General features: G+C 46.0%; 21 protein-coding genes. All 21 read right to left on the reverse strand.

The window, feature by feature from the left end:
• Positions 1-128 precede the first annotated feature (128 nt).
• The 21 genes from QOX44_RS00290 to QOX44_RS00390 all read right to left on the reverse strand — a co-directional run bounded on the left by QOX44_RS00290 (position 129) and on the right by QOX44_RS00390 (position 22,361).
• Positions 129-1,661 carry a recombinase family protein gene (locus tag QOX44_RS00290; RefSeq protein WP_283680647.1) on the reverse strand — a complete coding sequence of 511 codons (1,533 nt, stop codon included), beginning with the start codon at positions 1,659-1,661 and terminating at the stop codon, positions 129-131.
• Positions 1,658-3,295, reverse strand: a complete 1,638-nt coding sequence (locus QOX44_RS00295; protein WP_283680648.1) for a recombinase family protein — start codon at positions 3,293-3,295, stop codon at positions 1,658-1,660. Before QOX44_RS00295 ends, QOX44_RS00290 begins: the two co-directional genes overlap by 4 nt.
• Position 3,296: 1 nt before the next feature.
• Positions 3,297-4,916: a recombinase family protein gene (locus tag QOX44_RS00300; RefSeq protein WP_283680649.1), complete on the reverse strand. Its 1,620-nt coding sequence runs from the start codon at positions 4,914-4,916 to the stop codon at positions 3,297-3,299.
• A 144-nt stretch (positions 4,917-5,060) separates the two neighbouring features.
• Positions 5,061-5,291 (reverse strand): DUF6870 family protein, encoded by a 231-nt coding sequence (locus QOX44_RS00305; protein WP_004052581.1) that lies wholly within the window; start codon positions 5,289-5,291, stop codon positions 5,061-5,063.
• 654 nt (positions 5,292-5,945) lie between these two features.
• Entirely contained in the window at positions 5,946-6,371 is a 426-nt protein-coding gene (locus tag QOX44_RS00310) for an RNA polymerase sigma factor (protein WP_283680651.1), read from the reverse strand.
• Positions 6,372-6,884: 513 nt separating this feature from the next.
• A complete protein-coding gene (locus tag QOX44_RS00315; protein ID WP_331488264.1) occupies positions 6,885-7,367 on the reverse strand; it encodes a winged helix-turn-helix domain-containing protein in 483 nt (160 codons plus the stop codon).
• Between the two features lie 60 nt (positions 7,368-7,427).
• On the reverse strand, positions 7,428-8,120 hold the full coding sequence (locus QOX44_RS00320) for an ABC transporter ATP-binding protein (protein ID WP_283680652.1): 693 nt from the start codon (positions 8,118-8,120) through the stop codon (positions 7,428-7,430).
• Entirely contained in the window at positions 8,113-9,531 is a 1,419-nt protein-coding gene (locus QOX44_RS00325) for a hypothetical protein (protein ID WP_283680653.1), read from the reverse strand. Before QOX44_RS00325 ends, QOX44_RS00320 begins: the two co-directional genes overlap by 8 nt.
• A gap of 12 nt (positions 9,532-9,543) precedes the next feature.
• Positions 9,544-9,870: a hypothetical protein gene (locus QOX44_RS00330; RefSeq protein ID WP_283680654.1), complete on the reverse strand. Its 327-nt coding sequence runs from the start codon at positions 9,868-9,870 to the stop codon at positions 9,544-9,546.
• 27 nt (positions 9,871-9,897) lie between these two features.
• Positions 9,898-11,016 (reverse strand): helix-turn-helix domain-containing protein, encoded by a 1,119-nt coding sequence (locus QOX44_RS00335; RefSeq protein ID WP_283680655.1) that lies wholly within the window; start codon positions 11,014-11,016, stop codon positions 9,898-9,900.
• Positions 11,017-11,172: 156 nt separating this feature from the next.
• Positions 11,173-11,478 (reverse strand): winged helix-turn-helix domain-containing protein, encoded by a 306-nt coding sequence (locus QOX44_RS00340; protein WP_331488265.1) that lies wholly within the window; start codon positions 11,476-11,478, stop codon positions 11,173-11,175.
• Positions 11,479-11,693: 215 nt separating this feature from the next.
• Positions 11,694-12,068 carry a metal-dependent transcriptional regulator gene (locus QOX44_RS00345; RefSeq protein WP_283680656.1) on the reverse strand — a complete coding sequence of 125 codons (375 nt, stop codon included), beginning with the start codon at positions 12,066-12,068 and terminating at the stop codon, positions 11,694-11,696.
• 51 nt (positions 12,069-12,119) lie between these two features.
• Positions 12,120-13,868: an ABC transporter ATP-binding protein gene (locus QOX44_RS00350; RefSeq protein ID WP_283680658.1), complete on the reverse strand. Its 1,749-nt coding sequence runs from the start codon at positions 13,866-13,868 to the stop codon at positions 12,120-12,122.
• Positions 13,865-15,625, reverse strand: coding sequence for an ABC transporter ATP-binding protein (locus tag QOX44_RS00355; protein ID WP_331488266.1), 1,761 nt, complete (start codon positions 15,623-15,625; stop codon positions 13,865-13,867). The genes QOX44_RS00350 and QOX44_RS00355 overlap by 4 nt, the downstream gene beginning before the upstream one ends.
• Before the next feature lie 70 nt (positions 15,626-15,695).
• Positions 15,696-17,321: an ABC transporter substrate-binding protein gene (locus tag QOX44_RS00360; protein WP_283680659.1), complete on the reverse strand. Its 1,626-nt coding sequence runs from the start codon at positions 17,319-17,321 to the stop codon at positions 15,696-15,698.
• A 30-nt stretch (positions 17,322-17,351) separates the two neighbouring features.
• Positions 17,352-18,050 (reverse strand): ATP-binding cassette domain-containing protein, encoded by a 699-nt coding sequence (locus tag QOX44_RS00365; RefSeq protein WP_283680660.1) that lies wholly within the window; start codon positions 18,048-18,050, stop codon positions 17,352-17,354.
• Entirely contained in the window at positions 18,032-18,829 is a 798-nt protein-coding gene (locus QOX44_RS00370) for an ABC transporter ATP-binding protein (RefSeq protein WP_283680661.1), read from the reverse strand. Before QOX44_RS00370 ends, QOX44_RS00365 begins: the two co-directional genes overlap by 19 nt.
• Positions 18,826-19,617 (reverse strand): ABC transporter permease, encoded by a 792-nt coding sequence (locus tag QOX44_RS00375; RefSeq protein WP_283680662.1) that lies wholly within the window; start codon positions 19,615-19,617, stop codon positions 18,826-18,828. Before QOX44_RS00375 ends, QOX44_RS00370 begins: the two co-directional genes overlap by 4 nt.
• Positions 19,614-20,576 (reverse strand): ABC transporter permease, encoded by a 963-nt coding sequence (locus QOX44_RS00380; protein WP_283680664.1) that lies wholly within the window; start codon positions 20,574-20,576, stop codon positions 19,614-19,616. Before QOX44_RS00380 ends, QOX44_RS00375 begins: the two co-directional genes overlap by 4 nt.
• Before the next feature lie 120 nt (positions 20,577-20,696).
• On the reverse strand, positions 20,697-21,641 hold the full coding sequence (locus tag QOX44_RS00385; protein ID WP_283680665.1) for a helix-turn-helix domain-containing protein: 945 nt from the start codon (positions 21,639-21,641) through the stop codon (positions 20,697-20,699).
• Between the two features lie 237 nt (positions 21,642-21,878).
• A complete protein-coding gene (locus tag QOX44_RS00390; protein ID WP_331488267.1) occupies positions 21,879-22,361 on the reverse strand; it encodes a response regulator transcription factor in 483 nt (160 codons plus the stop codon).
• Positions 22,362-22,372 lie beyond the last annotated feature (11 nt).

A 22,372-nucleotide genomic window follows, 5' to 3' on the forward strand; every position in this document is an offset into this window, starting at 1 on the left:
CCGCCTCCCGTTTCTGTTCGGCGGCAAAAAAAGCATGAAGTCGTTCCTTTTCTTCCGGCAGCATACAGCCAAAAATTGTGCTGCCTTTTCTGTAATAAAACGCAATCCGCATAATCAATCCCTTTCCCTCATTTGTGAGCTGCCAAACTTTCCCTTATCTTAAATTCAACATCCACCCGTTTATCAGGGTAAACATAAATCTTATCAATCAGAAGATCAACCAATTCCGAAGTCAGCCCATCGCTTTCCGTCAGCATCCGGGAAATATCCATCTGCTGGCGCTGGTGGTGCCGTTCTTCCTGTTCGGCTTCAAGACGGGCCATGATAACCGCTTTGGTATTCTGCACTTCCAACAGCCTTTCACTGATCTGCTCTTTTTGCTCCTTGTATTTCGGGAGCGGAATCCCCCCGGAAACAAGCGATTCATACAGCTTCCGCTTTTCTTCCTGCAGTTCAAAAATCTGCCGGTCAAAGTCAGCTTGACGTAAAGCAACGGTATCTACCTTACAGAGATCCGCTAAGCTGTCAACGCCAAATGCTACCTGGAACTGTTTGCACAGTAATTCATAAACAAGCTGGTTCAGTTCTTTTTCTCGGATATGAATATTATAGCAGTCCAGTGAAGGAATCGTGCTGGAAAAGCGGCACCGGTAAGATGTCCCGTTTGCCAGGTGCAGAGCATGTTTACAGCATCCGCAGATAACCTTCCCACGCAGGAGATAGTTGTGCTTTTTCCTGTTTGGAATCTTAAAACGCTGAATAGAGGCATTGGCCTTTGAAAAGATTTTCTCATTTACCAGCGGTATATGATGGTCCGGTATTTTGATCCAGTCGCTTTCCGCTTTGCTCCGCATCTTGTGGCCGCCAATTTCCGTAACCTCTCTTTTGCCAATCACATAAGTGCCCATATATCGTTCGTCAGCAAGAATCCGAAGCACCGTAGAATTGCACCACATTCCGTGAGTTCTTGAAACATCGTGTGTCTTAATTCCTTTTCGGGCCTTATGTTCTCCGGGCGTGGGAATCTGCTGACGGGAAAGCTCCCGTGCAATATCGGCTGCGTTCATGCCATTTACGGCATATTCAAAAATTTTCTGGACTACTTCGGAAGTCTCCGGGTCCGGCACCATCCGTCCGTTTTCCCCTTTACGATAACCGTAAGGGCAGATTTTACTTTGGTATTCGCCACGCTGGAATTTCAGGTATTTGGCCGTTTTGGTCTTTACCGACATATCACGGCTGTAATACTCACTGATTAAATACTTGAAGGCAACTTCCATACCTCCGGTATCACCTTTTAACTTTTGGGTGTCAAAATCATCATTGACAGAAATAAAGCGGGTATGGAACAACGGAAATACCCGCTCGATAAAGTAGCCGGTTTCCAAACTGTTGCGACCAAACCGGGAAAAATCTTTTACCATGATACAGTCAATCCGATTGGCCCGTACCAGGTCAAGTAATTCCTGCACAGCAGGGCGCTCGAAGTTTGCCCCGCTGTACCCGTTATCTACAAACTCCATAAGTTCCGCATTGGTATATTCAGGCAGTTCAGAGGCATATTCCCGAAGGATGCTTCGCTGGCTGGAAATACTCATACTATCTGTTTTGGCGTCCTCCAAAGAAAGACGGATATAAAGAGCAATCATATACTTTTTCATTCTGCCGCCGCCTCCTTAAACGCCTCAAATTCCGTACGGAATGTAAATTTTACATCTACCTGTTTATTCGGGTAGACCGTGATCCGCTCAATCAAACGCTCAATGAGAGCGGCAGTCAGGGAGCCTCCGGCCAAAAGTTCCTGCTCGTCTTTTTCCAGGTCCTTGCACTTTTCGGTCTGTTTCTGACGGACGGCAGACTGGTTTTCATAAAAGGAAAGCTCTTTTTGGGCCGCCTGCATCTGTTCTTCGTAAGTCGCTTTCAAAACGAAATATTCTTCGCTGTCAATCGCTCCGTTCATCAGACTTTCATAAAGAGTTTGCAAAAACTCACGATTTTGGTTAAGCTGTAACTTTGCCCGGTTGATTTTCTCACGGGTGGCAGCCTCTTTTTCCTGTTTTTGAATGTTGTCGTTCAGAAGCAGCGCATAATCCCCCAGAACGGCGGCTAATTCCCTTTTAAGAATGTCCAGCACCGTTGCGATCAGCTCGGTTTCGCTGATGGAAACACCAGCGCATTTATCTTTATGTACCCTGGTAGGGGTCAGGCAGTGGAAGCGATATGAACCATTGCATTGTTGGCGCTGCCGGTGCAGGCTTCTCCCACAGTCTCCACAGAAAATCCGCCCCTTGAAAATATTGGGCGTATATGGAATAACCGGGTGCTTCTTGCTTTCCTCGGCCACTTCTGCCCGGTACTTCTGGACAGCATCAAAAATCTCTCTGGAAACAATAGGCTCATGGGTGCCAGTAACCACAATCAGGTTTTCCTCGCCTGCGGGCACCTGCCGATGAAGAACGGTTTTGGTCCGCCCCTGCACCATGTCACCAGTATACTTATCTTCCTGCAAAATCTTAGAAACCGTCCAGGTCTGCCAGTAACCACGACCAGCCAATGCCTGATGGGTGATCTCTCCGGTCTGCATTTTATACTTTCCTGGGGAGGGATAGCCACCCTCATTAAGCAGCAATACAATCCGATTGAGAGGGACTTTTTCATAAGCCCACTGGAAAATCTGGCGTACCACAGGAGCCGCCACCGGATCAATAATCAATTTGTGACAGTCATCAGGGTCTTTCATATATCCAAATGGCGCCCTGCCACCCACATACTTGCCCTCTTTCATATCCTGACGGGCCTGGGCCTTTATCTTGCGTCCTATGTCCAGCGCATAGGCTTCGTTAATCATATTTTTCAGCGGAAGGATAATACCGCCGTGGAGATTATCAGCATTTTCAGAGTCAAATTGATCCGTAACGCTGATGAACCGGACATTATGGGAAGGAAAATAACGCTCAATGTAATATCCCGTGTCAATGGCATTGCGTCCCAGGCGCGACAGATCCTTGACGATCACACAGCCTACTTTGCCGGATTCAATATCCGAAAGCATCCGCTGGAAGCCGTCACGGTTGAAATTCGTGCCTGTTGCTCCGTTGTCGATATAGATGTCGTAAAGACGCAGTTCGGGTTTCCCAAATAGGAATTTTTCAAGAACCAGCTTTTGAGTTTCGATAGAATTTCCACGTTTATTGTTATCCTCCACAGACAGCCGGATATACAGCGCCGTACTGATAAACGGGCAAACAGGCATGGCAGCCTGCGCTGTATTATGCTTCCTGCTTTTTCTTGCCATTTCAGACCACCATCCTTTCCTGTACCGGCGTAATCAGGGCAAGTGCTTTTTCGTATTCGTCCTGATAATTAAATTGAATCTGCAATTCGTCTTTCCCCAGCACTGTGATAACCTGAACAAGCTGGATGATTGCCTTGCGGTCAAGTTCTTCCAGATCGGAAAAACGCTTAAAATTCTCAATCCAGCGATTCCTTTCACTCCGGTTTTCCATAACATCCGCCCGTTTTTCTTTAAGAGCGGCAATCGCCTGTTCAAGCTGGGTAATCCGGGCACTATAACTGCTTTTGTTATAAAGGAACTCCGACTTGTCCAGAAATCCGTTTACCATACTTTCATACAGTTTCATTTTATATTGACGAATCCTCTCCAACTGCTGCTCATTCTGGGTGATCTGCCGCGAATACTCTTTGATAAGCTCACAGTTGATACGGCTCTGGTCTATGCCGGATAAGATTTCATCCAGAGAGACTACATTAGCAATAAACCCTTTCAGGCTGTCCCGCACGCACTCCATCAGCTCATGTTCCTTTACCATGACCGGATGAGCGCACCCATTCTTCTTTCCGGTAGGACAATAGTAATAGTGATACTCTTTGTCTTTATAGCGGTTGGTTTTACGTACCATCCGGCTTCCGCAGCAGCCGCAGACCAGTATGCCGGAAAACAGATAGACTTTATCTTTTTGGGGAGATGTACGGGTGTCCAGGTTGCGAATCCTTTGTACCAGGTCAAAATCATTCCGATCAATAATGGCTTCGTGAGCATTTTCCACGCGAATCCACTCGGAGGAAGGGCGGCTCTCCATCTCTTTCAGCTTAAAGTGCTGAGAACCTTTTCGACCCTGGACCAGTGTGCCGGTATAGGTTTCATCCTGCAAAATCCGGGTGACGGTATTTGCCGACCACCGGCAATCCTTCCGGTCTGTATAGCCTTTCTTGGCATGGGGAAGGCCATAATACTTTTTATATGCCAGGGGAGAGAGTGTACCCAGCCGGTTCAGCTCATTCGCGATGGCGTAGGGGCTGAATCCTTCCAGGCGCATCCTGAAAATGCTCCGCACCACCTGGGCAGCATATTCGTCTACCACAAGAAGATTATGATTTTCTTCGGATTTACGATAGCCATAAACCGGGAAAGCTCCAACGAAATCACCGTTCTTGCGCTTTGTCTCCAGAGAACTTCTCGTCTTGATGGAAATATCCCGTGCGTAGGCTTCATTCATAATGTTCTTTACTGATACAGTCAGGTCATCGCCTGCGCTTTCATTAAGAGTATCAATATTGTCATTGATGGCAATAAACCTCACGCCATAGGCCGGAAAGACACGGCGCATATAGCGGCCAGTCTCAATATACTCTCGACCAAGACGGGAAAGGTCTTTGACAATGACGCAGTTGATCTTTCCTTCCATGATGTCATCCATCATTTCCTTAAAAGCCGGACGGTCAAAGATAACCCCGCTGTACCCATCGTCTACCTTTTCAGAGACCAGCTCGATTTCCGGGTGACGGCTCACGAAATCTTCGATCAGCTTTCGTTGATTGCCGACACTGTTGCTTTCATTTGATTTGTCATCCGTATAAGATAAGCGGATATATTTGGCAGCCTTATAAACCTGCATAGAAAAACACTCCTTTCATCACGGAAAAATCCCCGCAATTCAAGGAGTGCAGTCTGCTTATCGGTATTCAATTCCTTTTCCATGTTTATTATAACGCTCCATGCGGGAAAAATCAGCCCCCAAAATGAAAAAAATCAGCAAATTTCAGCGAAGGATTCCGCGCAGACATTCCTCCAGGGTGGCACCTTCCTGGGAAAAACTTGCCCGGACAACAAATCTGCCGCATTTGAAATGATACGGGTCCCGGATCTGCCGAATAAACTCGGCAATCCTTTCTTCTCGCGGCAAATCCTTATTAACAGATACATCCCGGATGTCGGCAAGTTTATCTGCCTCCGGTGTTTGAATGACCGTATATGCCGGTGTGTGACTCATAACAGCAGCTCCTTTCCTTTCCTTTCATACTGAATCATCAAAATCACATGAATAAGGCCGGACACACTGAAAGAGCGGCCCGGCCTCATGGTATCTGATTTCGATTTTATAGGAATCCATGCCGCTGCTCGAAAATCAAAACAACGGCATGGATGGTTTTTGGGTAACTTGCCGTATTTGCCACGCCCCCCGGCAGGCCCGTTTCCGGGCCGGGGATGCCACAGGCTGCGGCCAGCTTTACCGCATCATAGCCCTGCTTGTGCCGTCGCTTCGCCAGAGCTAACGAACACAGAAGGGACTCCCCCCAAGTCTTTGACGGGTCGTGAGAAAGTATCATTATACCCTGTATCAGTCATCGCGTCTGGCCTGCCACAGCCAGATCAATAGATAGCGTAGATCGCTCGGACGGCTGGGCTTCATCACCTCCTTAAAGCCGCCTGTCATCGCGCCGCTCCATTTGCCGCTCGGAATACAGGGAAAGTACCTATGGCACCGTATATGCAGTTTTCAAGGTCCAGATGAAGGGCTGGGAGCTTGTCTGCATATACAGGTGGGTGTGGCACCGTTGAAGGTTCTCACTCACCGAAATGGCATTGCCCCAAAAAATGTCCTTCTATAAGTCGTGACATTTTTGGGGGTACATTTGTAGGGGGTTTAGAAATTTTCCTCTAAAATTTTTTCCAGACGCCGAAGCCCACGCTGAATACTTTCATAGACAGCATGGAGAGAAACCCCTTCCATCTTGGCAATATCCATCAGGGTAATGCCGAGAATATAGTGAGCGTACACACGCTGGCGTTGTTTCTCTGGCAATGAAGAAATCGCCTGGTACAGCCGTTCTTCCTTCAGGTGCCTTTCTACGATCTCCTGCAGCGTTGGGGTAAAAAGAACAGCTTCGCGTTCAATATCATCCCCATAATCAAGAGAAAGGAATGCCTTATGCCGGTATGTACGGCGGCGATATGCCACTTCTTTCCGCTGATATTCTACAAGCACATCCACAACCTCATCGGGCAGGCTGATAAACAGATCCGTTTTATATATTTCCGGGTAAAATTCCCGCAGATTGATTTCTTTCATGGTAATCCTCCAATTTCGATTTTTGAGTGGGTTAATGGGCAAATCGAAATCAGAGGGGCGGTGATCTACACCGTACAGGTCCGGCGGCAGGCTTGTCCTGCGCCTTATCTGTAAAAAAGAGCGCCCACCGTACAGCAGTAAGCTGCGCCTGTCGTATTCCGTCACCATCTGACGGAGCAGAATGGAAAATGCAAAATCCTGTCGAATGGAAAAACCCCGCAATCCATCGCAGGATTACGGGGTTTAAATCTCTTTTATATGACCGGCTATGTCGAGGCCGGTATTCTGACCTCGGCAGCATTTTCCATGCCCTCCTTTATTGAAGGAGAGCAGAGTTACCTATTATGTCCACCTCCCTCATTTTGGGGCATTATATAGGGATAAATGCTATAATTCTTCCAGAAGCGTCATGGTTTTACCGAATTTAATCAACAATACATGACAAAATCAGGCATTATCCACACAGCAGAAAAAACGAAAATTTAAGGGTGCGGCAGAAATACCGCACCCTTCTTATACTTCAAATTTATATCCCACGCCATAGACGCTTTTCACATAATCCGGCAAGCCAGGGGCAACCCTGAGCTTCTTTCGCAAGTTGCTTATATGGTTGTTGATTGCTTTCCGGGAATAGTAGGTGTAGTCCTTATGCCATACCAGATCCAGCAGCATTTCATAGGTGAACACCCGCTTTGGATTTAGTATGAGCAAAGCAAAAATCTCAAATTCTTTGACCGTCAGCGGAATTACCTGACTCCTCACGGTAACAAGGCGCTGCTCCAAGCAGAAATATAAATCACCTTCCCGGATTTCTGTCAACGGCTGATCGGCTTGCTGTGGGATAAAATAGCTGCCGTGAAAGAGAGTTGTGCATGGGACATCAGCCAAAATATCGCCAGCTTCATAGTCACGAACAAACTGAGCCATCTCTTTCTTTTGATTTGGAGAAAGCAGCGCAAACAATTTTTCACCGATTTTCCTGCCGGAATCTTTCAAATCCAGAACGGCTAATTTCCCATGTTATCACCACCTTAATTGCCAAATATTTTCTTAACCTCAAACACAATTTTGAAAGAAAGCACTCTCCAGTTGAGTAAAATCCCGTGGATTTTCAAGTTGAAAAATCTTTCTCTGCTTGTCGATAAAAACCACATCGTCACAGAAATTCGCAACCAAATCAAGGTTATGGGCTGAAAAGAGTACAAGATTCCCAGCGTCCCGATGTTCAAGCAGCAATTTTTTTAGGGTGGCAACGCTTTCCGGATCAAGACCATTAAAAGGTTCATCCAGGATTAGATTGCCTGCGCCAGAAAGAAAGGCCGCAATCAGATACACCTTTTGTTTCATGCCAAGCGAATAGTTTGCAATATATTCGTTCAGTGACCGCTCCAACTTGAAAGCAGTTGACAACCTTTCGAGCGTTTCCTTTGCTTTAACGGCATTTTGGCGATATAGCTGTATGATGCACTTCAAGTATTCATTTCCAGTCAAATTCAAAAACATCTCTTTGCTGTCTGGAACATAGAAAAACTGAAACTTAGACTTAAACTCCCGATTATCAATCCCATCAATCTCCACTTTTCCGCTATCCATGCTGGCCGGCTGTGTGATGGCATTTAATAGTGTAGATTTTCCAATGCCATTGACGCCAACCAGTGCATAAATCCGTTGATTCTCCAAGGAGCAGGAGATGTTTTCAAAAATTATTCTGTTTCCATACTTTTTTGATATGTCTGTTACTTTAATCACGAAAGCTCCTCCTGCAAAACAACCAATATACGCACTCTATCGCAACAACACAACCACTCACACAAACAGCAAATGGCAGCAGAGAAATATAATCAATGATTTGCGTTATAAAATAGATTTCCCCAACAGTCAAAGTTATTGAAGCAAAAAGCACGATTACTTTGCTGATATTTCCATGGAGCAGCTCATTTGTGCTATTTGGTGAGCGTGGCATTTTATAGTCTAAAAATACTCCAAGCCATACACAGCCATAATTCATGACAGTTCCATAAATGAGAAGCAAGAAGGCATCCAGTGCAGATATACCATGAAAAAAGGTTGCTCCCACCCAGAACAGCAATACAGTAATCTCTCCCCAAAAGAAACCTTGCAGGGTTTTCCAGAAAAATAATCGGTGTGAGGATATGGGAAGAAATGAAATGTATGCTTTATTCGGATCGCTGGAATAGGCGGTGCTTGAAATGGTGTTCACAGCACAGCAGGACACCAGCAGAAACAATTCTAAGGTATATCGCTCGGACACTCCTATCCAATCAAAGTTTTGCACCAATAGCCCACACAGAACAACTACTGTTATGATATTCTTAATGTTTGAAAAGAAAATGAGTTCCTTGTTTCTTGATACCCGTTTCCATTCCAGCAGGAAGTAAGGATTTTTAATTTTTGTAGGCGCTATGGCTTTATTGGCTTTTTGATGCTGAAAGTTCTGGGTGTTCAGATACCCGCGAACATATCCAGCCTTTACGCAAAAGTAAGCACAAAGAGTTGACAAAGCTGCAACCAACATTGCAATCAGGAGCCACTTGTCGGGGCAAAACGCTTCATTCAGGTTATCTAAAAAATCCGGCACAAAGAAAATTTCTGATACAAGATTGCCGGCTGAAAGGGCCAACAGCAAAAATGCCCCATATTGTAAAACTATAAATCCATATCCCACACTGGATGCCGGAAGCAAATTGGCGATAGCCATAGAAATCAGCAGAACAAGCAGATCAATCAAACAGCTACCTATCCAACAAAACAGCATGATTGTTACTGTCGTAAGCCAATCTGAAGTGGCATATAAAAAGCAGGCCCAAAATGCAGAAATGGTAACGCCTAATTGTACGCAGGCAAGACGGCCAATGACTAACAGGACTAATCTGCTTGACGACAGCGGAAAGCACAGAACATCTTTTATCCGGCGATTTGTAAAAAGCTGATCGGGTATTTTATATATCGCAATAAATGTACTTATCCAAATTGCAAGGATGGACACGAACACACGATAGACAGATATTGGTCCGGGAAGGTAGTGATCCAGTACATACCATATCAAGTACCCCACATAAATACCGATCATAGAAAGTGAAAGCGTAATAATGGGGGCGCTTCTACTTTTTAAGATTGCTTTATAGAGTGTACGCTTCATGGTTGATCCGGCTCATATCTGTGAAATGTAGGATGTCATCATTATTACTAAAAGAACAACAAACACAATGCTATTCATTTTTGAAAGCCGCTTCTGCTTGATAAATCCGATGTTTATAACCAGCGCAATGATTGGGAGCAACCAAACAGCTAAAACACTGGGTAAGGGATAATAGGTATCACCCGTATGCAAAATAGAAATCTGCTCCGGCAGGAAGAACAGCATAATGCCGGACAGAAGAAACATCAAAAGGACAATCGCAAAATTGACGGACGCCAGTTTTGCGTTATTTTCGGTGAAATTTTCACCAAGAAGGCTTTTTAACATTTTGCGAATCATTTTATAATCCTCCGTTTCTAAACCAACTCAATCATTTTCTTCAAGGGTTTTCAGCCGCTTTATGATATTTTGGAAATGAACATCGTCTCTCAACGGTTCAAAGGTTTTGCAGTTTATAATGGACTCTACCGCGCTTTTCTTAATTGTCATCTCATTTCGCGGCATATCGCTGCCCATTGTAAGAGTATTTTCCAGCCAGCCATCTAAAAGGTCAAAGTATTCATTTCCGTGAAAACTCAAGGGATAGATATTGCTGGTTGCCAGTTGTGTGTAGCGTTCCAGTAACTCCAATGCTTTTTCAGGGTTTCCCAGTTTCATATATCCTTGCGCGATCGTGAAATACAGTGGAAGTATAATCCCTGGGTGCAATTCAGTCAGATTAAAAGCCTCTATCATTGCATAAGATTTTCTTGCAGTTTCTTCAAAGGCGTCTTTTTGCTCCAAGCACAGCCCCAGATAGATGGACAGTAGATTGATAAGCACAACGGTATGTTGAAAAATACCCACTTGTAAAATACTTTTGGCCTCTTTTTTGTTGCCTAAAAAGTGGTAGGCCGAAGCCAGCAATGGCTCTGTGGATGTCATAGAAAAATCTGGCTCGCCCAAAAGATTTAATACTTCTGATGGATTGCCCAGGGTTAATTGGCATAGAGCCTCCATATTGAGAGCCTGTTTTGCCAGATCTACATTGTCTGTTTCGGACTTTACCCGTTCAAATAACCTGCTGGCATCCTCTAACATTTCTTTTGCTGCAGCCTTATCCTCAACCAATGGGCTATAGTTTACATACAAGCTCCCAATCTGATACAAAAGAGGAAAACAGGAGAAATACTTTTTCGTGATCTCCTGGCATTGCTCCCGCACCTGTTCTATCGGCTGCATAGAAAAGTCAGCCGCCAATTTTCGATATAGGGCTCGAATCTGCTCCTTCGTCATTTGCGGCTCATAGCCAATCAGTTCGTCAATGCTGATATTAAAATAGGTAGCAAGCTGCGGTAACAAAGTAATATCAGGATATGTCATTCCGGTTTCCCATTTTGAAACAGCGGCTTTCGATACTCCCATATATGCGGCCAGTTCATCCTGGGTAATCCCGCGCTTATGGCGGTTTTCAACCAGAATACGGCCAAGATTGATTTCTTTCATTATCCCTACCTCCTGATAATAGTATAGAAAACTGGAATCAAAAAAACAATGGAGCATATTTTAACTTCCTGGGGAAAAGTCAACCAATAGGAAACTAAGGTATCTCATGCACCGACCCAATGAAAAAAGGGTGCGGCAGGGAATACCGCACCCTTTCTATACTTCAAATTTATAACCTACACCATAGACGCTTTTCACATAATCCGGCAAGTCGGGTGAAACCCGGAGCTTCTTTCTCAGGTTGCTTATGTGGTTGTTGACCGCTTTTCGGGAATAGTAGGAATAATCCTCGTGCCATACCAGATCCAGGAGCATTTCATAAGTGAACACCCGCTTTGGATTCAGTATGAGCAAAGCGAAGATTTCAAATTCCTTAACCGTCAGCGGAATTACCTGCTCCCGCACAGTGACAAGGTGTTGCTCTAAGCAAAAATATAAATCACCTTTCCAGATTTCTGTCAAGGGCTGATCGGCCTGCGGCGGGATAAAATACTGGCCTCGAAGAAGTGTAGAGTATGGGACATCAGCCGGAATATTGCCAGCATCATAGTCACGAACAAACTGAGCCAGTTCCTTCTTTTGGTTGGGAGAAAGCAGGGTAAACAGCTTTTCACCAATCTGTCTGCCGGAATCTTTTAAATCCAGTACGGCTAATTTCCCATTTTGTCACCACCTCCTTAGTCCTCTAAAGCATCTTTCAGTTTTTGAAAAGATTCCTGGCTAATAACATGTTCAATCCGGCAGGCATCGGCCTCCGCAGTTTTGGGGTCAACGCCTGCGGCGATAAGCTGCTCGGTAAAAAAGCAATGGCGCTCATAGATTTTTTCGGCAACCTCGCGGCCCACATCGGTCAGATGGAGAAAGTGTTCTTCGTCCATTGTGAGAAAACCGCCGTCCCGCAAGGTAGCCACCGCATGGCACACGCTTGGCTTTGACACCTCCATGTACCGGGCCACATCTACGGAGCGCACCATACCTAACTTCTTTTTCAAAACCAGGATGGCCTCTAAATAATCTTCACCGGATGCGGTGGTATGTCGCTTTTTGTCCATGTGTTCCTCCCATGCCATTCGTACCAGTAAAGAAAACATAATGGCTCCTTTTTATCGCTGGGGTTTGTCGCCAGACAGTTTCCAGTTAACTGCCTTTTCTCTAACATTCACAAAATCGGCATAAATACCAGGCTGCTCCATCAACTCCTGATGTGTACCTCGTTGGGCAATTCCGCCATTTGCAATAACAACAATCTGCTGGGCGTTGCGAACCGTTTTCAGTCGATGAGCAATAATAATAACAGTCTTATCTTCTGTTAGTTTCTCAATGGCCTGCTGGAGTTCCGCCTCATTTTCCGGGTCCACACTACTTGTTGCCTCGTCCAGAATGATGATAGGGGTATCCTTCAAAATAGCCCGCGCAATCGAAATCCGTTGCTTTTCGCCGCCGGATAGAGTAGCGCCGCTCTCGCCAATGACGGTATCATAGCCGTTTGGAAGTGCCATGATAAAATCATGGCAGCACGCACTCTTTGCCGCTCGGACGACTTCTTCATGGGTTGCATCCGGTTTACCAAACTTGATGTTGTTCTCGATACTGTCCGCAAAGAGAAAAACATTCTGAAAGACCATACTGATATTAGAGAGCAAGCTGTCCAGCTTATACTCCCGTATGTCGGTGCCTCCCAGTTTGATGCACCCTTCATCTACATCCCAAAAACGAGCAATCAAGCTACACAATGTCGTTTTACCGGAGCCAGATGGCCCGACTATCGCCGTAGTAGTTTTTGCCGGGATCGTCAGATTGACATGGTTCAAGATTCGGTGATCGCCGTAAGAAAAGCCAACATTTTGCAATTCAATCGTGGTATCTTTCGGAGCAATATCTTTGCCGGACAAATCCATTACTGGGGTATCGTCAATAGCGTTCACCTTGTCGATGGAACTTTCTATTAACCGAAGTGCAAAGGACTTTCCTCCCGCCGCCTCCAGTTCGCTGAAAATCAGGAAGGAGGCAACACACATCAGCAGGCAGTACACCAGTGTCATGCTACCTTGTAGATAGAACAGGATAGAGCAAAACATGATTGCCACACTCGCCAATCGCAAAACAAACAGCTGCACCATTCCGTAAGGCCCAAAAACGGTTTCCAGTTTTGTATTGCGTGCGCGACTTTCCTCAATGGCCTGTTTCATTTTCTGGTTCGATCCGCCACCGAGATTGAAGGACTTTACAATGCCCATACCCTGGATATATTCCAGTGTGGCTCCTACCAAGTCCTCCTGTGCCGCCTGCCGTTTAGGAGATACTTCCTGTGATTTCTTTTGAAGTGCGGAGTTACAGAGCAAAAACAGCGCAATCCCCAGGCAAGCCAGCAGACCAATCCTCCAGTCAAAGAAAAACATCACAATGGTAATAACCGTTACATGGATAAAACCGTGGATTACTGTAATTAGAACCGATGGCGCATTATTCTCCACATCGCTGATCGTTGTGGTGACGGTAGAGGTCAGATCCCCCAGACTATGGCTGTTAAAGTAGCCCATCGGCATATACTTCATCCTGTCGCCCACATGGATGCGCTTATCCGCGCACATAAAATAGCCAACTCTTGTTTGTGAGAAGTCTGAAATATAGCTGCAAACGATTTTTCCAATCACCCCTGCCAAAAGAAGCAGGAAAGCGAACAGAATATCCTGCCCTTTGGTTCCTTCCACCAATCCATTGAGGATCAGAAAAAGAGCGCCGATTTGAAACATATCAAAGATTGAGTGCAGCAGGCTGAACACCACTGACTTTTTCAGAACCCCTTTCCAGCGGCCAGAAAAAGCATAGATTTTCTTTAAGGCAGTAATCATGCCGTTGCACCTCCTTCATCACGGCTCCCAATATGGGCCTGCCACATTTCTTTGTAAAGTGGGCATTTTTGCAGAAGTTCCCCATGTGTTCCGGTTGCCTCGATCCGCCCTTGATTCACCACCACAAGCTGATCTGCGCCTGTCACTGTATAGAGTCGATGAGCGACCATAATCAGAGTCTTGCCTTGTACCAATTTAGAAATGGCCTCTTGAACCAGACTTTCATTCTCGGGATCAAGGTAAGCTGTTGCCTCGTCGAAAATAATAATAGGGGCGTCTTTCAGCATGGCTCTGGCGATGGCAATTCGCTGTCGCTCACCCCCCGACAAGTGGCCGCCTGCACCTCCCACAATCGTGTCATACCCATGCTCCAGACCCATGATGAAGTCATGGCAACCGCACTTTCGTGCAACATCTTCTACTTCCTGATCGGTGGCCGACAATCGCCCCATACGGATGTTTTCACGGATACTTTCATCAAAGAGGTAATTATCCTGCGATACATAAGACACATAAGAGGAAAGCTGCGATAGGGGAATCTTCTTCAAATCCACCCCGCCAAGAGTAATCACGCCGGATGTTGCCTCCCAAAAGCCAGTAATCAATTTAGTAATCGTTGACTTACCAGAACCGGAAGGCCCTACTAAAGCTGTCATTGTTCCAGGCTGTATTGTCAGATTGATATGGTCCAATATCGGCTTCGGGTCCTTCAGGTCATAAGAAAAGGAAACATCCTGGAAGTGAATAGACAGGTCGTGAATATCAGCATCGTGGTCCGGTCGCACCATTTCCGGGGCATCCAGCAGATTTCCAACCTCTCCAACAATCGTGCCAAGCTGTGAAATATTGTCAGTAAATTTAATCGCTCCCAAAATCGGGCCGACAATACCCAGGGACAAAATCATAATAGTCAGAAAAACCGGAGCGGACAGGGTTCCATGTTGATACAAAATTGCACCAATGGGAAGAACCGCCAACCAAACACTGGGCCAGATCGTATTGCTCATAGACATAAACAACTGCGTGTCCTTCATCCAGTCAACCGCATAACGGGCATCGTCATTGACCGCGTCGGAATACTTCTGATAAGAGTTGGCCGACTGATTGAATGCCTTGATAACCTCAATACCGCCTACATACTCAATAATCGTGGCGTTCATTTTTTGAACCCGTTTCATCAAGCCGGAAAATCGTTCGCTATACCCCCGTGACATTCCCATATAGCACAGAAAACCAATGGGCAGGGTCACAAGAGAAGCCAGCGCCATGCGCCAGTCTAAAATAAACAGATAGACAATAATACACAGCGGGACGAACAGATTCGATGTCATCTCCGGCACCAGATGTGCGAGGATCGGCTCCATGCTCTCTACCCGATCAACGATGACATCTTTGAACCGGCCAGAGGACTGATCCATGATGTAACCCATTGGCACCCGTGAGAGTTTGTCGGCAATTTTAATACGGACTTCTTTCAAAGTCTGGAATGTCGCGGTATGAGATACGGTTGTCGAAAGGGTAGAAAAGAGCAGTTTTAGTGTGAAGCCGAGCAATATTACACCGCACCACAGCGCATAAGTGTTTAGGGCAGTCACGCCATCGATCAGACAAAGCATGATATAAGCGATGGCGAAGTATGGGACCATCCCGCAGGCCACGCCCAAGATAGCCAGGATGATGGAGAGCGCGTAGGCTCTCCGATGTGCGCCAGCCAGTTCCCATAACCGCTTGACTGGCGATGGTGTCTGTTTCATCATCTCTCACCCTCCATTAAAGCAATACGGGGCAGTCGGCTCCTCCCGACCACCCCGCATCGCAAAACTTATGTTATTCTGCCGGAGTGATCTGTGTCACATCCAGGAAAGCATAATCAGAAGCAAAGTTATAATCTGCAATCTTGTCCGTATTGTAGACAATCATATCCATCTGGTGAGTGAGAGGAACATCCAGCACCTGGTCAAGATCTGTATTGATGAGCAGTTCAAACAGCTCCCGCAGCCGGGTATCATCGTTGCAGGTCTTAAACTCGCTCAATGCGGAAATAAACTCATCAGAGTTGTCCAACAGCGGGATGGAAACATCTTCTGGCATTTGAGCCATCATCGCAGAGAACCAGCATTGCGGCATGGCATAATTGAAGAAACCTGCGGTCATAGCGGTAATATCCCATCCCGTGGGTTCCATATAGCTTGCGTACCATTCCATCTTTTCCATGCTCTTGATTTCAACTTCAATTCCAACTTCAGCAAGCTGGCTCTGGATCAAAGTCGCGATAGACCCGATGGTGCTGTCATCCGTGGGGCAGGTAAAGACCACATGGAGCGGTGTCCCATCCTTTTCCCGGATTCCGGTGGATTCGTTCATGGCCCATCCTGCCTCGTCAAGAAGCTGATTGGCACGATCCACATTGTAGGTATAATCTATCGTGCCGCAAATATCCGAGTATGGAGTTCCATCAGGTACAATGGTATCAGCCACAGGCTCATAGCCATAGGTCAGGCCCTCGGAAATTGCCTCTTTGTCAATGGCATACGCCAGGGCCTGGCGCACACTCAAATCAGACAGATTTCCATTGAAATTCAGAATGATATTGCGGACCGTGGAACCGGAAGGAGCAAATTTTCCTTCAATCCCATCAATAGCAATCGCCTGATTGTAGTCCTCATAGCTCAATTCAGCCGATCCATAGATCAGGTCGATTTCGCCGGTTTGGAGCGCCTGCACACGAGAGGCGTTGTCCGGGATGTACTTTGCAACGATTTTGTCGTAATAGGGCTGTTCACCCCAGTAGTTCTCATTGCGTACAAAGGTGGTGTACTGGCCGGCCACATATTCGTCATAGATGTAAGGCCCGGTTCCGGCATAGCCGTTGACTGTCTGGAAATCGCCCTGGGTAATCAGTTTGGGAGAAATCATAGTGCATACATCCGGCCAGCAAAAATCATTGATATATGCAAAGTACGGTGTATCGTAGGTCAAGCGGATGGTGTATTCGTCCACCGCCTCAATATTGGTATAGTTGACAACACCGGGCAGCGATGCAAAAGAAGGATTGATGTGCCAAGACTCAATATTAGCAATCGCCGCCTCTGCATTGAAGGGTTCCCCGTCATGGAAGGTCACGCCCTGCCGCAGATAAAAGGTAAGCTGTGTGCCATCTTCACTCAGTTCCCAATCTTCCGCCAGCACCGGCTGGATCTCCCCATCCACATATTTCACCAGGCCCTCATAGAGGAGCTTCTGAGTGGGACGGTTATCCGCAATCATATAGAGGGGAGAAAGGGTTGTTGTTTCGCCAATCGTGGCGATGTTCAGGACCTTTTCGCTCGTTTCCGTTCCGCTTGCATCATCAGCGGTATCACTGCTGCTGGGATTTCCACCACAGCCAGCAAGCAGGCCTACACACATAACGGCGGCAAGAGCAAGCCCCAAAACTCGTTTGGTTCGTTTCATCTCATTTCATTCCTTTCTTTGATCTTGTATTTATCGAACGGCTTTTTTAGTAATTTTGCCGTGTTCGATCTCATAGATGACCTCGCAGAGCCGCGAGGCAACTTGAAGGTCATGAGTAATGACCAAGTAAGCGCAGTCATGTTCCTGCTCATATTTTTCCAAAAGTTGAAGGACCGCTTCTGTTGAAATTAAATCAAGACCAGCGGTAACTTCATCTAAAATCAAAAACTCCGGGGAGATAGATAGGGAGCGCAACAAAGCAAGCCGCCGTTGTTCGCCACCGGACAGTTTTCTGACCGGAGTATCCAAAAGACTTTTTTGTAGCCCCGTTTGTCCCATCAATTCAGCAATACGGCTTTTCCGCTGCGTGGAAGAAAGATCCGTTAGGTTCACAAGGGCTTCCTCTACATTTTTGGATGTACTCCAAGCCGGATTCAGGGTTCCGCCAGCATCTTGAAATACCGCCTGGATCTTCCCCCTATGTTTTCGCCATTCCCGCAGACCCCATTTTGTGGTATCTATGCCATTGATGAGGACGCGTCCCTCAGAGGGGCACTCAAGTCCAATCATCAATCGGGCCAGGGTGCTTTTTCCGCTGCCGCTTTCTCCCATGATTGCAATACTATGGCCCTGCTCCCATACCAGGGAGGCGTGGTCCAATGCACAGAATGTTTCCCCCTGCGCGTCATAGTAGGTTCTGGTGAGGTTATCTAATTCAATGCGGTCCATTTCCAGTTCACCTCCTCCCGGTGGCAAGCCGCCTCGGCAAAGCGTTTGGTCCACGGCTGCTGCGGGTTGATAAACAACTGCTCGGTTGCCTGGGTTTCGATAATTTCCCCATGTTCCATCACATGCGTAATTGAGCATAACGCCTTCATCGCCTCAGTATCATGTGAAATGAAAAGGATAGCAGCGTTTTTCTGATACTCCCGCAAGAGTTCCAGCAACAAGTCCCGATTTGCTTCGTCAAGGGCGCTGGTCGGTTCATCTGCCAATACATATTTTGGTTTTGTTCCCAAAATCAGAGCCATAGCAATTCGTTGAAGCATACCACCTGATAGTTCACCGGGATATGCGCGTAGCACTCGTTTTGTATCGGTCAGATTGACTTGCCGCAGCACATTTTCCGCAAGTTCACGAGCCTGTTTTTTATCCGTACCTGTGTGCATACGGAGTGTTTCAATAATTTGTCGATCCATCTTTGTGTGTGGAAAAAAAGCAGTCATGGGATTTTGTGGAATAAATCCTATGGTTTTCCCGCAAAGGCCTCGGCGTTCTTTTGCTGAATGCTTTAATAAGTCATCGCCATCCAACAGAATTTGCCCTTGCGGAACCTCCAGATCACCGCCATTCATCCCCATGATGGATTTAATCAAAGTGGTTTTGCCGGAGCCGCTGGCTCCAGTTAGCCCAATACAAGTCCCTTCATCAATAGACAGAGATACACCTCTTAAAATCGGCGCATTGTTCTTTACTTTCACGGTCAGGTTCTTAATCTCCAGCATCATGTTCCCTCCTTTTCTAAAAGCCGTCCCAGGTAGTTGAAGCAAAGGGAGCTGATAAAGATAAAGAGGATCGGGTAAAGAAGCAACTGCGGATGTGTCCCTGCCAAAGCCCTTGCATCGGAAAGCATAACGCCCCAATCAATCACATCATCGCCCAGAGAAAGGCCAATGAAGGAGAACCCGGAAATGGCAATAATCATTTCCGCGCAGGAGAGGCAAATAAATTGCACAATATCCCGGATAATATTAGGAAGGATATGTACCAGCATGATCCGTATTTTGCTTGCGCCGCAGGCAATCGCACACATGATGTATGCTTTGTCATACTCCACCTCAATCAAAGTTTTGACCAGCTTAATCATGCGAAGGATCAGCGATGCTGTCAGAGCCACCAGCATGGTGGGGATACTGTTCCCCCAAATACCAATAAAGATAATTAGATAAGCCACCGGCGGGATCGCTGTAACCGCGTTCAAAATACTCTCGGCAAGAATGTTCCTGCGACGCCCTGTCTTTGCCAGTAGGATGCCAAAAAAGATACCAAGCACAATGACAATGGACGATCCGACCAGCACAATACCTAAAGTTGTTTTCCCTCCTTCAAGAATGCGCGAAAACTCGCAGCGACCAAAATCGTCTGTGCCAAACGGATATTCTGCACTGCTGGACAGATATTTGTCTCGAATATTTGTGGCCGTCGGATCGTGGGGGGCAAAAAACGATCCGAACAGGAAAAAAAGCAATATTACAATCGGGATTGCATACGAGAGAATATGTTTTGTCCGCCTCATAGTCTCGCCCCCTCTCTTGAAGAAGTATCCCGCTGCAAGATCCGCCGCAGTACATCCGAGAGGATATTGAATATCACCAACGAGAACGCCAGGAACAGAATTGTTGCATGGATAACTGGCGAATCCCGATACAGCACACTGTCAATAATTAGGTATCCCAGTCCAGGCAAGGAAAATACGCGTTCTACAATAGCAGAACCGGCCATACAAAGGCCGAGCATCTGACAAAAGCTGGGGAGGAGCGTCACTACTGCGCTGGGAAGCGCATATCTCAACAGGATTTTGCCTTCAGAGAGCCCTCTGCACCGGGCATAGAATGCGCTGTCTTGCTCCATCTCTTTCTCAATATTGTTCGCCAGCATGGGTGAGAATAGGGCAATACATCCGATAGCAATACAGACCGCCGCAGGAAGATACCGCATCAGCCCCGTATTCCCCACCACCGATGTCAGGCCGAGTTTGACAGCAAAAATATCGAGGTAGGTGCTGGCAAAGAAAAAGGATGGAATAGATACTCCGGCAATACACAGAAAAATCAGTGCATGACCAATCATTCGTTTTCGTGTTAAGTAACAAAGGCATCCGAACAGCAAAATGAAAACTGCTTGGATAACAGCAGAGATTAAAACAATCGTTACTGTTATTCCAATGGCTGTCGTGACCTTTTCAAACACTGGCTGTCCGCTGACAAAGGACTCTCCGAAATCTAAATGGAGTGCATCGCGCACCCATGTAACATACTGCACAGGCAGCGGATCGTTGAGACCCATATCCTCCCGTAGCGCCTCCATCTGCTCGTCTGTAAAACTAAAAGCAGCAAATGATCGGCGGGCATACGCTTCTGCCGGATCAATAGGCGAAAGACGCACAAGCAGGAAAGAAATTAGCGTAACAACAACAAGCGTTATCAGCATTTCAAGGATCTTATTGACGATAAATCGCCTGGTTGCCTTGCTCATCTTTATCCCTCCTACAAAAAATAAGCTTCGTAGTTAGACTAAGCTAACCACAAAGCTTATAATACCCTATATTCAACTATTGCTCCACTCCAAGAAGCCTCAATCTATCCAAAAAGCCAATCAATTTCTGCTCTTTCGGTATTCGCTGGGTGATTGCCCTATAATTTCCTTAAAGGCCGTAGAAAATTTATTTGGATTTTCGTAACCAACCATTCCTGCTATTTCTGCTATCGACATTTTTGTAGTAACCAGTAGCTTGGTAGCAGCTTGCATTTTGTACTCGCGCTGAAATGCGTGAATCGGTTTTCCATAGACCGCCTTGAAACAGTCTTTCAGGGCGGTAAGACTCATTCCATATCTATCCGCCATACTTTTCAATGTTTCTCGACTATCTAATTGGTTTGCCAACTCACATTTTAGTGCTTTAACTTTTTTGATTTGGTTAGCAGAATAGTATGCAGCAGTCTCAAAATTCTCTTGCGGGAGCATCTGGGAAAGCAGAAAAAGACTTTCCAATACTTTTAACCGTAAGTACCCCATAGGAACTGTATCTCGTACTTCACAGATTTCTTGAAACACATGACGCAGATTGGGAGGTGTCTTAATAACCGAACAACAGTGGCCGACACAGAATTTGTCTATCAATTCTTTCAGACTTATTGAAACATCCTCCACAATATTTTCAAAAATCAGTCCGGTTATATCTAAGTCGATAATAAACGCAACTCCATCGTAATATCCAATAGGAAATTCTGGGGGCTCTCGTTCGGGAGATAGAAGGCTAACAGCAAAATCTCCTTCGCCCAGGTAGGTAATAAAACCATGCTTATACTCACATTCAAATCTTCCGGTACGACAATATGCTATTTCTAAAATGTTTGGCATTGCTTTGCTTCTCATGTTGCAGGTAGATGCCTGAAAAGTAGAATACGCCAAGTCTATACCCGGAAAAAGATGATAGCAGTGCATAAATCCATTTGCAGTGTCACATGACATTTGATATTTGGTATTGGTAGCAGATGTATTAACTATAACAGTTCTTGAATCAAATAAGTCTTTTTCCATATTAGATTTCCTTTTGGTTAGTTGAGAATAACTATATTGTAACACATACCGGCAAGCAATGCAAACATATACATGTTTTGCGATTTTGGCCGGAGCAATCCGGCCAATATGCTTGTTGAGGGATACCCCCCAAACCCCCAAGATCGCCACCTTCGGTGACGGCCACGCATCCTACGGACGCTAAAAAACTTCAAAAGGAAAGCCGCAGAGTAGGTAATTGCTCTGCAGCTTCCTTTTTTATATATCGAATTTATAGCCTACACCATAAACACTTTTTACATAGTCCGGCAGATCCGGGGCAATCCTGATTTTCTTTCGCAGGTTGCTTACATGGTTGTTGATTGCCTTTCGGGAATAGTAGGTGTAGTTCTCATGCCATACCAGATCCAGCAGTATTTCATATGTGAACACTCGCTTTGGATTCTGTATGAGCAAAGAAAAAATTTCAAACTCCTTGACCGTCAACGGGATTACCTGGCTTCGCACAGTAACAAGACGCTGCTCCAGGCAGAAATACAAATCGCCTTCCCGGATTTCTGTCAATGGCTGATCTGCCTGCGAAGGGATGAAATACTGCCTTTGAAGGAGTGTTGTGCATGGGACATCAGCCGGAATATTGCCAGCCTCATAGTCTCGAATAAACTGAGCCAGTTCCTTCTTTTGGCTGGCAGAAAGCAGAGCAAACAGCTTTTCACCGATCTGCTTGCCGGAATCTTTCAAATCCAGTACGG

It is taken from the genome of Parablautia sp. Marseille-Q6255, assembly GCF_951230155.1.
Classification (GTDB): Bacteria; Bacillota; Clostridia; order Lachnospirales; family Lachnospiraceae; genus Choladousia.